The sequence below is a fragment of the Azospirillum sp. A1-3 genome (assembly GCF_023806445.1).
Lineage (GTDB): Bacteria > Pseudomonadota > Alphaproteobacteria > Azospirillales > Azospirillaceae > Azospirillum.
In genome coordinates, this window is sequence record NZ_JAMSLU010000001.1 from 1,844,777 (window position 1) to 1,856,733 (window position 11,957).

The window sequence follows — 11,957 nt, forward strand, 5'->3', positions numbered from 1 at the left end:
ATTTGCGCCAGGATCATGCACCCATGATGCTCGTCATTGAAGCCTCTGCATTGAAAGTCCTTCTGCGGATGCCGAAGTCCGATGCAGATGGTCTCCGGACGAAGCTAAAGTCATTTGCTGCTGCTCCCTATGATCCACATCCTTGGGCCAAGGCTTTCGGTGGTGGACAAGGCCGCATCCGGCATGGCGATTGGCGGGCCGTTTATGCCATCGACGGCGATGTGATGGTGGTCACGGTATTGAAGATCGGAAATCGCAAGGAGGTTTACCGATGAACGCTCTACCTATCCGTCCGATCGCAGAAACTCCTGACAGCGTCACACTCAGTCGCGCGGACTTCGAAGCATTGGCCGAACTGGTTGCCGACGCCCAGGATCTTGCCGATGTGGAAGCAGTAAAGGCTCGGCTCGCAGCAGGCGAGACGGAGACTTTTCCCTTCGAGGTTGCTGAACGCATCCTGGACGGCGAACATCCGGTGACGGTTCTTCGCGAACACCGTCAGTTCACCTTGCGCGGGCTGGCTGAGGCGGCAGGGCTTGCTCCGTCCTACCTTTCGGAAATCGAAAATGAACGCAAGCCCGGCAGTTTCGATGCCATGGTGCGCATTGCCGCTGCGCTGAATGTGCCGCTGGACTTGCTAGCGCGTCGATAAAGTCCCTCACGCCCATACGCCGCGGACATAGGGTGTCAGCTGCGTGTCCGTCAGGATGATGTGGCGGACCAGCCAGTCTGCGGTGAATTTGTAGAGCTTCTCGGCGTTCTCGTGGCTGGGTTCGTTGGAGAACTGGTTCGACAGCTCGCTGACCTTCTGGACCGCGGCGCGGTGCATGGCGACATGCTCGTCGAATTTCGGGTAATGCACGATCTGCATGATCCGCTCTTCGCGGGCGAAATGCTCCTTGGTGTATTCCAGAAGCTTGATCAGGATCTTGGCAACGCGAACCGGCTGGAACCGCGGGGCGGCCAGCGCAGCGTCGAGTTCGTTCAGATACTCGATCAGGTGTTTGTGATCGTCGTCGATGGCCGGCTGCCCGACGCTCAACTGCCGTCGCCATGTGATGGCGCCCATGACCTTGCGGCCTCCCCCCTTAACCGGCACCCCGTTGGGGAGGATTATGAATGGTGTTACCACCGCACCCAAACAGCCGCCGGCGTCACACGGCAATTTGACGCACCCGCATGACGCGAACCGAAACGGAGCGGGGCGGATGCGTCGCCGCACCCGCCCCGTTCTACAGACTTAAGTTGATAAATCTCAGCCGACGATCGAATAGCCGCAATCGACATAGGTGGTGTCGCCGGTGATACCCTTCGCGCCATCGGTGGCGAGGAAGGCGGTGGTGTAACCGACCTCCTCGATGGTTACCAGACGGCCTTCAGGCGCGCGCTCGGCGGCCTTGTTCATCAGCTCGTCGAAATGGGCGATGCCGGAAGCGGCGCGGGTCTTGATCGGGCCGGGCGAGATGGCATGGACACGGATGCCCTTCGGACCCAACTCGGCCGCCAGATAGCGCACGCTGGCCTCCAGCGCCGCCTTGACGGGGCCCATGACGCCGTAATTGTCGATGACGCGGTTGGCGCCGAAATAGGACATGGTGAACAGCGACCCGCCGTCCTTCATCAGCGGCTCGGCATAGCGGGCCATGCGGATGAAGGAGTGGCAGGAGACGTCCATCGCCTGCTGGAAGCCCTCACGCGAGCAATCGACGACGCGGCCGTGCAGGTCCTCCTTCGGCGCGAAGGCGATGCTGTGCAGCGCGAAGTCGAGCTTGCCCCACTTCTCGCCGATCTTGTCGAACAGGGCCTTCAGCTGGCCTTCGCCGGTGACGTCCACCGGTTCGAAGATCTCGGCCTCCAGCTGCTGGGCCAGCGGCTCGACGAACTTCTTGGCCTTGTCGTTCAGATAGCTGACCGCAAGGTCGGCACCCATGGCGCGGAAGGCGCGGGCGCAGCCCCAGGCGATCGACTGGTCGTTGGCAATGCCAAGGACGAGCCCCTTCTTGCCTTCGAGCGTGGCGGCGGCGGGAATGATCGTGGTCATGCGGACGGTCCTGCGGTCGATGGGACGGGAGGAGCGGCCGCAACCCCGGCCGCCTTTCGCCGGGTGAGATCACGCGGCGCTCCTTGTGCAGTGCACCATAAACCAACCGCCGGAGGTCCGCAATGTGCAATGGGCGCGCTCCGCACATGCCCCTCAATCATTGCGCAGCATTGCTCGGAGAGCGTTCAGTAAAAACTGAATTGTTGCCGTTTCAGTCTTTCATTGATCCATATCAAAACGGCCTGCCAGTATGGGACTGGCTGGCCGTTTCTTGATGACATTTCCGTTATGGCGCCACACCGCTTGTGCGGTCCGCCTCCTTAGCGGGCAACACCCGGCGTGAAGGACGGCGGATCGCTGGCCGGGAAGGATTCCTGCGAGGCCTCGTCGACGATCTCCTCCTCGCACGCCTCCTCATAGATGTCGCCGGGATGGCGCGAGTAGCGATTGACGCCCTGGTTCACATCCTGCGACGGAATGGCCGCCCGGTCGTTGTGCCTCCAGTCGGACAGCATCGCCTTGCCGGGGCAATAGCCGGTCAGACCGCGCGCCACCAGGGCCCCGCCGGCAAGCGCCATGGCGGCGCCGGTCCAGTTGGGACGGCGCAGACCGAGGACCGCCAGCAGCACGCCGCCGGCCAGCGACGCCAGCCGCTCGGTATGCCCGACATTGATGCTGTAACCGCCGCTGGGTCCGTGAAGGCGGTCGTTGAGGCCGCGCAGGTTGCGCTGGGCCGTTTCGGTGATGGAAGAGAGTTCCATGTCGGTCCTCCTGAATGCGGGTCCCGGTCGGGGATCGTCCGCCATCGGATCGTTATCGCGTCACTGTTGGGAAACCGGCGGCTGGGGGGTGCCGTTCCCGGATGTCGTCCCGGAAGCAGCCCCCGGCGCCGATTGCGAAGTGCCGCCCTGACTGCTTCCCTCCTGGCCGCTGGAACCGGCGGCGCCGCGCGCCTGCTGCAGTTCACGGTTCAGCCGCGCCACCTCCTGCGATAGGCGCTGCACCTCCTGGCGCAACGGGCCGGCCGAGGCGTCGCCACCACCCGCCGAGCCGGCGATGGCGGCCAGCGTCGCCGAATCGCGCATCCAGTAGGGCGCCACGCCGTAATAGGTGTGGACCGCCATCGCCCATTGGCGGTCGTTCATGTTCGGGCGGTTCTTCTCGTCGAAGCGCGGGGCATTGGTCAGCTTGTCCTTCGGCACGTTCAGGACATAGCCGTCGCCCGACGGGGAGAACAGTGCCCACGGCACCGGGAAGTGGCTGTCGCCGATGCCGAGGAAGCCGCCCAACTCGACCACCGCATAGGCGACCCGGCCGCTGGCGGGATCGATGATCAGCTCGGACACGCTGCCGAGATCCTTGCCGTCCGGGCTGCGCAGCTTGGCGTCCTCAAGCTCGTCGGCGGCGACGGCACGCGGATGAGCGATGGAGTCCTGCAGGGCCGCCGCCTCGCCCAGGATGGCCTGGCAGGCGGGCGCGTTGCCCTTCTGCGCGGCGGCCTGCGCCGCCTGCTGCAGGGCGCGAAGCTGTGCGGTTTCCTGCTGGGTCACCGGAGCGGGGGTACCGGGGCCGGCAGCCTCAAGAGCCGCCGCCTGCTGTCCCAGCCGGTCGAGCCCGGCCGCGCAGTCGTCGGCCGCCAGCGCGGGCGCGGCGAAGGACAGGGTTCCCAGCGCGGCCAGCAGCAGGGCCGTTGCAGGGGTGGGGCGCGTCATTAGGGCATCCTCCGGCTTGAATCGTCTCATGCTGCATGAACAGCATGGTCAAGCCGGAGGTTCCATCAGCCAGAGATTCCCTGGCGCCGATCTTCCCCCAGTTGTGAAAGGTCAACCCGGAAGGGGCAATCCGCCGCGCTGGACGATGAAGGACTGGATGGCGTCCAGACCCTCGCCCGCCTTGACGTTGGTGAAGACGAAGGGACGGTCGCCGCGCATCTTGCGGGCGTCGCGGTCCATCACCTCCAGGCTGGCGCCGACCATCGGGGCGAGATCGGTCTTGTTGATCACCAGCAGGTCCGAGCGGGTGATGCCCGGCCCACCCTTGCGCGGGATCTTGTCGCCGGCCGACACGTCGATGACGTAGATGGTGATGTCCGCCAACTCCGGCGAGAAGGTCGCCGCGAGGTTGTCGCCGCCCGATTCGATGAAGATCAGGTCCAGGTCGGGGAACTTCGCGTTCATCTGGTCGACGGCGGCGAGGTTGATCGAGGCATCCTCACGGATCGCGGTGTGCGGGCAGCCGCCGGTCTCCACCCCCATGATCCGTTCCGGCTTCAGCGCGCCGGAGCGGGTGAGGAACTCCGCATCCTCCTTGGTATAGATGTCGTTGGTGATCGCCGCGACCTCCCAATCGTCGCGCATGCGCTTGCACAGCGCGTCGGTCAGCGCGGTCTTGCCGGAGCCGACGGGGCCGCCGATGCCGACGCGAAGCGGACCGGCGTGGCTCTTTTCGATAGCGGGGAGAGCGCTCATGAGCGGAACAGCCTCGTATATTGGGTTTCGTGGATCATCGAGGTCCAGTCGACGGCCATCGCCCGGCCGCCGAGATCGTCGAGCGGAGCCGCCAGCGCCGCCTCCGCCGCGCGATGCGTGATGGGGTCCAGTGCCGCCAGCGCCCGCTGCCCGTCGGTCTGGCCCAGCGGCACCAAGCGAACGCCGGCCGACACCAGATTGGCGGCGAAGGCGTGCAGGTAGGCGGTCAGCGCCGGCCCCTCCGCCACGCCGATCAGCGCCGATACCAGCGCCACCGCCACCGCATAGGCGACCGGCCGTCCGGTGGAGGCGATGACCGCATCCCAACGCGGCAACCCGTCGAGCGGCCATGCGGCGCGGATCGCCAGCAGGAAAGCCTGCCCTTGCGCCCGCGATTCCAGCGCGGTCTCGGCGGAGGCGCGCAGGACGTCGGCCCGCTCCACCGCCCAGGCGAAGCCGGCCTCGTCACCGGCCAGAACGGCACGGTGGGCGGCGGCGAACAGCATGCCGTCGGTGCGCCCGGCACCGTGACGCAGGATGCCGTCGAGCCAGACGATCATCGTCGCCCGGTCGCGCACCAGCCCCTGCTCCACCGCCGCCTCGATCCCATGGCTGTAGGAGAAGCCACCGACGGGAAAGCTGGGCGACAGCCACGCCAGCAGGCGCGTCAGGGCGTGGGTGGAGACGCTGTCATTCACCCCATTCGTAACGATTTCAGTGCGAATGCCCATGCCCGCCGCCATGCGAATGCCCGCCATAGGCGCCGCCTTCCGGCATGAAGGGCGCCGTCACGTCGCGCACCTCCGCTCCCAGCCCGCGCAGCATGTCCTCGATCACATGGTCACGGCGCAGGCGGATGGTGTCGCCGACGATCTGCACCGGCAGGTGACGGTTGCCGAGATGCCAAGCCACCCGCGCGAAGGCCTCGACCGGGCCGGGCACGCGGACTTCCATCAGTTCCTCAGAGGCGGCGACCACGCGCAGGAAGCTGCCGTCGATCAACTCCAGCCCGTCGCCGTCGTCCAGCGCCACCGCCCGCGGCAGGTCGAGCAGAAAGGCGCCGCCGGCATCGTCGGTCATCGCCATGCGGCGGCGGAAACGGTCGTCGAAGGCGAGCGTCACGGTGCCGGCCGCCTGCTCGACCGGCCAATGGCCGCGGGCATGGACTCGGGTGGCGCGGCGGGTGGGATCGGTCATCAGCTAAGCCGTTCGAAGGGGGTCGGGTGGCCGAAGAAGCGGCCGGCCAGTTCGCTGACCAGCGCCGCATTCCCGGTGGTGAAGAATTTCAGTCCCCGTTCAGCCGGATCGGGCCGGTATTCCGGGTGGCGGTCGAGATACTGCTCCAGCGAGCGGGCGGTCAGCGTCGGCTGGCACAGCACCTCCACCCCCGGCGGCAGCGCGCGGGCGAACAGGTGGCGCACCAGCGGATAATGGGTGCAGCCCAGCACCACGGTGTCCAGCGGCTGGCTGCCCATCTTGTCCAGCAGCACGCGGACATAGCCGGCGACCGCAGGCTCGATCTCGTCATCCGACGCACCGCGCTCGATCAGCGGCACGAGGTCGGGACAGGCCTGCTGCACGACGCGGACCGAAGGCGCGCGCTTGCCGATCTCGCGCGGGAAGGAGCCGGAATTGACCGTGGCCGCGGTGGCGAAAATGCCGACGCTGCGCGGTTCGGCGAGATGGTCGGGCGGAACGGTGTCGATCATCCACGGCACCCGCGTGATCGCCTCCACCATCGGTACCAGCACACCCAGCACGTTGCGGCCGGGATGGGCCGACGGCAGCCATTCCTGCTGCAAACGGCGCAGCGCCACCGCTGCGGCGGTGTTGCAGGCGATGACGACCAGCCGGCAGCCCTGGGCGAACAGCCGGTCCATCCCGGCGATGGTCAGCCGGTAGATGTCGTCCTCGCTGCGCGGGCCGTAGGGAGCGGCGGCATGGTCGCCGAGATAGACGAAGGGCCGGTCGGATGCCGCATCCACCAGGGCGCGCAGCACCGTCAACCCGCCATGTCCTGAGTCGAATACACCGATCACGAATAGACCCTGCAGAAAACTCCTTCTCCCCCCTGGGGAGAAGGTTGGGATGAGGGGGTTCGGCGCAGCCGAAGACAGCCCACGCCACATACCCCCACCCTAACCCTCCCCCGCTGGGCGGGGGAGGGGAAGAAAAAACGCCTCAGAACAGGAAATACCGCTGCGCCATCGGCAGGACGTCCGCCGGTTCGCAGGTCAGCAGTTGTCCGTCCGCCCGCACCTCGTAGGTTTCCGGGTCCACCTCGATGTGCGGAGTGGCGTCGTTGTGGATCATGTCCTTCTTGCCGACGGTGCGGGTGCCCTGGACGGCGATCAGTTCACGGTGCAGGCCCAGTTGGCGGCCGACCTCCAGCTCCAGCGCCTTGGCGCTGACGAAGGTGACGCTGCTGGCCTGGAGCGAGCGACCGAAGGCGCCGAACATCGGGCGGTAATGCACCGGCTGCGGCGTCGGGATCGAGGCGTTGGGGTCGCCCATCAGCGCGGCGGCGATGGTGCCGCACTTGATGACCATGTCCGGCTTCACCCCGAAAAAGGCCGGCGACCACACCACCAGATCGGCCAGCTTGCCGACCTCGACCGAGCCGACGACATGGCCGATCCCGTGCGACAGCGCCGGGTTGATGGTGTATTTGGCGATGTAGCGCTTGACCCGGAAATTGTCGTTGTCGCCGAACTCCTGCGGCAGCCTGCCGCGCTGGAGCTTCATCTTGTGGGCGGTCTGCCAAGTGCGGATGATCACCTCGCCCAGCCGGCCCATCGCCTGGCTGTCCGACGAGATCATGGAGAAGACGCCCAGGTCGTGCAGGATGTCCTCCGCCGCGATGGTCTCGCGCCGGATGCGGCTTTCGGCGAAGGCGACGTCTTCCGGAATGCGCGGGCTGAGGTGATGGCACACCATCAGCATGTCCAGATGCTCGTCCACCGTGTTGATGGTGAAGGGTCGCGTCGGGTTGGTCGAGCTGGGCAGCACGTTGGCGAGGCTGGCCACCCGGATGATGTCCGGCGCATGGCCGCCGCCCGCCCCTTCGGTGTGGAAGGTGTGGATGGTGCGGCCCTTGAACGCCGCGATGGTGTCCTCGACGAAGCCCGATTCGTTCAGCGTGTCGGTGTGGATCGCCACCTGCACGTCGAGCTGGTCGGCAACCGTCAGGCAGGTGTCGATGGCGTCCGGCGTGGTGCCCCAATCCTCGTGCAGCTTCAGGCCGCAGGCGCCGGCAGCGATCTGCTCCAGCAGTGCATCGGGGCGGCTGGTGTTGCCCTTGCCGAAGAAACCAAGGTTGATCGGCAGCCCTTCCGCAGCCTGGAGCATCCGCTCCATATGCCACGGCCCCGGCGTGCAGGTGGTGGCGGAGGTGCCGGCGGCCGGGCCGGTGCCGCCGCCCAGCATGGTGGTGACGCCGCTGTTCAGCGCCTCGTCCACCTGCTGCGGGCAGATGAAATGGATGTGGGCGTCGATGCCGCCGGCGGTGACGATCTTGCCCTCGCCCGCGATCACCTCGGTGCCCGGACCGATGATGATGTCGACGCCGGGCTGGATGTCGGGGTTGCCGGCCTTGCCGATGGCGGCGATCCGCCCGCCGGTGATGCCGATGTCGGCCTTGACGATGCCCCAATGGTCGATGATCAGGGCGTTGGTGATGACGGTGTCGACCGCCCCCTGGTGGCGCGAGCGCTGGCTTTGCCCCATGCCGTCGCGGATCACCTTGCCGCCGCCGAACTTCACCTCCTCGCCATAGACGGTGTGGTCGCGTTCGACCTCCACGATCAGGTCGGTGTCGGCCAGCCGGATGCGGTCGCCGGTGGTCGGGCCGTAGAGGGCCGCGTACTCGGCCCGGTCGATGCGATGCGCCATTGTCGTTCGCCCTTCCCTGTCGGCCCGTCAGAGGGCGCCGTTGACCATGCGGTTGAAGCCGATCACCACCCGGTCGCCGCCATAGGCGACCAGCGTCACGCGGCGGGTCTGGCCGGGCTCGAAACGCACCGCCGTCCCGGCGGGAATGTCGAGCCGGAAGCCGCGTGCCTTCTCACGGTCGAAGGTCAGCGCGCTGTTGGTCTCGTAGAAGTGAAAGTGCGAACCGACCTGGATCGGCCGGTCGCCGGCGTTGGCGACGTCGAGTTCGACGGTGGTGCGGCCATCGTTCAGCACGATCTCGCCGGCCGCCGGGAAGATTTCACCGGGTTTCATCTGGCTGCTCCCCTCAACGGATCGGCTGGTGGACGGTGACGAGCTTGGTGCCGTCAGGGAAGGTTGCTTCAACCTGGATGTCGTGGATCATGTCGGCAACGCCGTCCATCACCTGATCGCGGGTCAGCACGGTGGCGCCGTCGCGCATCAGCTCGGCCACCGTGCGGCCGTCGCGCGCGCCCTCCACCACGTAATCGGTGATGAGGGCGACCGCCTCCGGATGGTTCAGCTTGACCCCGCGTTCCAGCCGCCGCCGCGCCACCATCGCCGCCATCGCGACAAGCAGCTTGTCCTTCTCGCGCCCTGTCAGGTTCATCGGGGGATTGCCCTTTCGCCACCCTGTTCGTTACCGGCGATTATGCCACGCCGAAGCGGCGCGCCAAGTGCGTCGTATGACGTAGAGGGTTGAACCAGTTGACGCGGAAGCCTGGGCTCGGCCGTCACACCTCCCACAGCCGCGGCAGGCGGGTGGGCAGGCCGGCGGCATCGGCGCGCAGGCCGGACCACAGGGCGGCATAGGCGCGGCGCACCGCACGAGCATCGCCGCCAAGGATGCGGACGATCAGCAGGCCGTCCAACGCGGTGGCGCCGATGCGGGCGCCCTCCACGGGCTCCGCCAAGGCGCGGACGGCGTCGAGATGGCGGGCAGCGTCGGGGGCCGCGTGCAGCAGGGTGGCGCAGGCGGCGGCTCCACTGAAGCCCGCAGGGTGGGCCAAGGCCTCGGCGATGTCGTCGTCCAGATGCAGGGCGTCGGCCCAGATCAGTCGGCCGTCGCGGGCGACTTCCCAGGCGTCGCGGATCAGGCCGCGGGTGACGGTCTCGCCGAAGGCGGCGCGGCCGAAGACCAGCATCTCGCCGGCGATCACGCGGCCGTCGCCCGACAGGTCGATGCGGGTCAGGCGGCGCAGGCGGGAGCCTTCGAAGACGATCGCCTCCTGCGGCATCCATTCCAGCCACGCGCCGTCCTCGACCGACAACGTCGCGTCGATGCGGCAGTCGGCGCCGGTGGAGCGATAGACCTTCTCGGCCGCCTGGGTGGTGACCAGCGCCCTGGCACCCGGCCCGACCGACAGAGCGATGTCCATGCGGTCACCGCCGACCATCCCGCCCGACGTGGTGGCAAGCACCGCGATGGGAAGGTCATCGCGGCGCGGCGTCGGCATAAGCACCCGCAGCGGGTCATGGTGATAAAGGGTCGCCAGTCGGGTCTCGCCATGGCGATGCTCGAACCGGACGGTCGCCGCGCCATGGACGGCGACCTTCTTTTCCTCACGCACCGAGCCTTCCGGCCTGTCGGCCACCGCCACCTGAACCAAGCGCCCGCTCCCCGACTGCCAACTGGAATCTGCGGGCGCCAGTCTGCCGGAAGCGGAGCCATTCAGGCAATGCGGACAAACACCCCGCCCTGCTCAGCCCTCGCCGTTGAAGCAGCCGTTGCGGGCGGCGACCACCGCGACCTGGGTGCGGTTGCGCACGCCCAGCTTCTGCATGATGGCGCGGACATGCACCTTGACCGTGCCCTCCAGCACGCCCAGACCGCGGGCGATCTCCTTGTTGGAGTGGCCGGCCAGCAGCAGTTCGAAGACGTCGCGCTGGCGGTCGGTCAGGCGGTCGAGGATGTCGTCGTTGCCGCGCGGCCCTTCGGCCAGCGCGCCGTTCAGCACCGCGCGCGGCAGCGGCAGGAAGATGTCGCCGCTGAGCGCCAGCGAGATGGCATGCTCCAGCACCTCCGGCGGACTGGTCTTCAGCACATAGCCGCGGGCGCCCATGCGGACGCTGTCGACGATGTCGGCAACCTCGTCGGAGTTGGTGAGGATCAGGACCGGCACGTCGCCCAGCGTCTCCTTCAGCCGGCGCAGCCCGGCGATGGCGCCGCCGCCGGCATCCTCGCCGTCCCCGCGCGGCGGGCCTGGGTCGTAGAGAACCAGAGCCAGCTCGGGAGTCTGGCGGCCAATGTTCAGCGCTTCATCCAACGACCCGGCCTCCAGCACGCGCGTCCCAGGGCAGATTTCGCCGATGGACAGCGCGAAGCCATGGCGCACCATCGGCTGCTCGTCGACCACCAGAAAAATCCGCGTGGGATTGCCCGCGCTACGCGAACCATCGCGCGCTTGAAGCTCGAACTCCATCGTGTCCCCTTATTCTCAGCGGACCGCTCCTCAGTAGGGCCAAGAACACCAAAAAGCCCCAGCGGAAAAGCGGTTCATTCGCGCCGCTCTTTGGCGCAGCTACCCCTAAATATCGAATGAACGGATCTGCGTTCAATTTCCGGCCAAATCTGATCTATTGCCTGTGACTTTCCTGTTCTCACCTTGCGCCGTTGGTTAATGAACCGTATAAATCATCCCGGCATGAAGCGTAAAGCCCGCTGTTCCGAACAATATTGTTCTAATTTTCTATGTTCGGAGTCTGCGTGGGCCGGATCAACCGGTCCGGTCCTTGGCCTGATCCTTCAGGCGCGGACAAAAAGGGGGGATCGCCGCCGCCCGGTGATAAGGGCGGCCCAGCGGAGGATGAACAATGACGACATGGAATGTGATGCTGGTCGACCACGACCGGCTGTTTTCGGCGGCCTTGGCAACGTTGATCGGCGGCGGCCCCTTCCGGGTCAGCGCCCACGCGGCCAGCGCCGACGACGCGCTCGACCTCATTGCCGACGGCGAGGAGCCCGACCTGATCGTGCTGGCACTCCAGGACGGCATGCCTGAGGAAATCGCCGGCATCCGGCGCCTGCGCGATGGCACATCGGCCCGGATCGCGGTGCTGGCCGACACCATCGCCGACCGCAGCCTGTCCCAGTCGCTGAAGGCGGGCGCCGACGCCTATCTGAACAAGAGCATGTCGAGCGAGAGCCTGCTGCGCTCGCTGCGTCTGGTGATGCTGGGCGAGGTGGTCTATCCGACCCATGTCGCCGGCCTGCTGATGGCCGCCGCCAACGAGCGCCCGCAGCACAGCCCGACCCCGATCTCCATGCCGCCCAGCGGTGACCTGTCGAAGCGCGAAGTGCAGATTCTGCGCTGCCTGCTGGCCGGCCAGTCGAACAAGGCCATCGCGCGCAACCTGCACATCACGGAATCGACCGTGAAGATGCATTTCAAGAACGTGATGCGGAAGATCAACGCGCAGAACCGCACGCAGGCGGCGGTGTGGGCGATTCAGAACGGGCTGTCACCGTTGGTGACGGCGTAGGTCTCCAAGTCACGGCAGGGGTGCCCCCTCCCTTC

Annotated in this window: 16 protein-coding genes; 3 read left to right on the forward strand and 13 right to left on the reverse strand. The window is 66.9% G+C overall.

The genetic code is table 11. The features are described from left to right. The first annotated feature begins 23 nt into the window (after positions 1-23). Positions 24-275: a type II toxin-antitoxin system RelE family toxin gene (locus M5E06_RS08730; RefSeq protein ID WP_252137867.1), complete on the forward strand. Its 252-nt coding sequence runs from the start codon at positions 24-26 to the stop codon at positions 273-275. Then, positions 272-652: a helix-turn-helix domain-containing protein gene (locus M5E06_RS08735; protein ID WP_252137868.1), complete on the forward strand. Its 381-nt coding sequence runs from the start codon at positions 272-274 to the stop codon at positions 650-652. Before M5E06_RS08730 ends, M5E06_RS08735 begins: the two co-directional genes overlap by 4 nt. A gap of 6 nt (positions 653-658) precedes the next feature. Here M5E06_RS08735 and M5E06_RS08740 read toward each other — a convergent pair whose 3' ends face one another. From M5E06_RS08740 to M5E06_RS08800, 13 genes are all read right to left on the reverse strand, one after another. Next, positions 659-1,069: a bacteriohemerythrin gene (locus M5E06_RS08740; RefSeq protein ID WP_252137869.1), complete on the reverse strand. Its 411-nt coding sequence runs from the start codon at positions 1,067-1,069 to the stop codon at positions 659-661. Positions 1,070-1,255: 186 nt separating this feature from the next. After that, the gene (gene fabI, locus M5E06_RS08745; protein ID WP_109153454.1) at positions 1,256-2,041 is read right to left on the reverse strand and encodes an enoyl-ACP reductase FabI; all 786 of its coding nucleotides are present in this window, start codon (positions 2,039-2,041) and stop codon (positions 1,256-1,258) included. Positions 2,042-2,361: 320 nt separating this feature from the next. Further along, positions 2,362-2,802 (reverse strand): YgaP family membrane protein, encoded by a 441-nt coding sequence (locus M5E06_RS08750; RefSeq protein WP_252137870.1) that lies wholly within the window; start codon positions 2,800-2,802, stop codon positions 2,362-2,364. Positions 2,803-2,862: 60 nt separating this feature from the next. Beyond that, the gene (locus tag M5E06_RS08755; RefSeq protein ID WP_252137871.1) at positions 2,863-3,753 is read right to left on the reverse strand and encodes a PRC-barrel domain-containing protein; all 891 of its coding nucleotides are present in this window, start codon (positions 3,751-3,753) and stop codon (positions 2,863-2,865) included. A gap of 111 nt (positions 3,754-3,864) precedes the next feature. After that, positions 3,865-4,509: an urease accessory protein UreG gene (gene ureG / locus M5E06_RS08760; protein WP_085089978.1), complete on the reverse strand. Its 645-nt coding sequence runs from the start codon at positions 4,507-4,509 to the stop codon at positions 3,865-3,867. After that, complete coding sequence (locus M5E06_RS08765; RefSeq protein WP_252137872.1) at positions 4,506-5,240, reverse strand: urease accessory protein UreF; 735 nt, start codon at positions 5,238-5,240, stop codon at positions 4,506-4,508. The genes ureG and M5E06_RS08765 overlap by 4 nt, the downstream gene beginning before the upstream one ends. Beyond that, positions 5,224-5,706 carry an urease accessory protein UreE gene (locus M5E06_RS08770; protein WP_109153457.1) on the reverse strand — a complete coding sequence of 161 codons (483 nt, stop codon included), beginning with the start codon at positions 5,704-5,706 and terminating at the stop codon, positions 5,224-5,226. Before M5E06_RS08770 ends, M5E06_RS08765 begins: the two co-directional genes overlap by 17 nt. Then, positions 5,706-6,548 carry a glutamate racemase gene (murI, locus tag M5E06_RS08775; protein WP_252137873.1) on the reverse strand — a complete coding sequence of 281 codons (843 nt, stop codon included), beginning with the start codon at positions 6,546-6,548 and terminating at the stop codon, positions 5,706-5,708. The genes M5E06_RS08770 and murI overlap by 1 nt, the downstream gene beginning before the upstream one ends. Positions 6,549-6,690: 142 nt before the next feature. Next, positions 6,691-8,400 (reverse strand): urease subunit alpha, encoded by a 1,710-nt coding sequence (ureC, locus tag M5E06_RS08780; protein WP_252137874.1) that lies wholly within the window; start codon positions 8,398-8,400, stop codon positions 6,691-6,693. A gap of 27 nt (positions 8,401-8,427) precedes the next feature. Then, a complete protein-coding gene (locus M5E06_RS08785; RefSeq protein ID WP_252137875.1) occupies positions 8,428-8,733 on the reverse strand; it encodes an urease subunit beta in 306 nt (101 codons plus the stop codon). A gap of 13 nt (positions 8,734-8,746) precedes the next feature. Beyond that, positions 8,747-9,049: an urease subunit gamma gene (locus tag M5E06_RS08790; protein ID WP_085089984.1), complete on the reverse strand. Its 303-nt coding sequence runs from the start codon at positions 9,047-9,049 to the stop codon at positions 8,747-8,749. 124 nt (positions 9,050-9,173) lie between these two features. Then, positions 9,174-10,040: an urease accessory protein UreD gene (locus tag M5E06_RS08795; protein WP_252138534.1), complete on the reverse strand. Its 867-nt coding sequence runs from the start codon at positions 10,038-10,040 to the stop codon at positions 9,174-9,176. A gap of 102 nt (positions 10,041-10,142) precedes the next feature. Beyond that, complete coding sequence (locus tag M5E06_RS08800) at positions 10,143-10,796, reverse strand: LuxR C-terminal-related transcriptional regulator (RefSeq protein ID WP_247870865.1); 654 nt, start codon at positions 10,794-10,796, stop codon at positions 10,143-10,145. A gap of 457 nt (positions 10,797-11,253) precedes the next feature. Between M5E06_RS08800 and M5E06_RS08805 the strand changes: the two genes are divergently transcribed. Continuing rightward, positions 11,254-11,922 carry a LuxR C-terminal-related transcriptional regulator gene (locus tag M5E06_RS08805; RefSeq protein WP_109153464.1) on the forward strand — a complete coding sequence of 223 codons (669 nt, stop codon included), beginning with the start codon at positions 11,254-11,256 and terminating at the stop codon, positions 11,920-11,922. Positions 11,923-11,957: the final 35 nt, after the last annotated feature.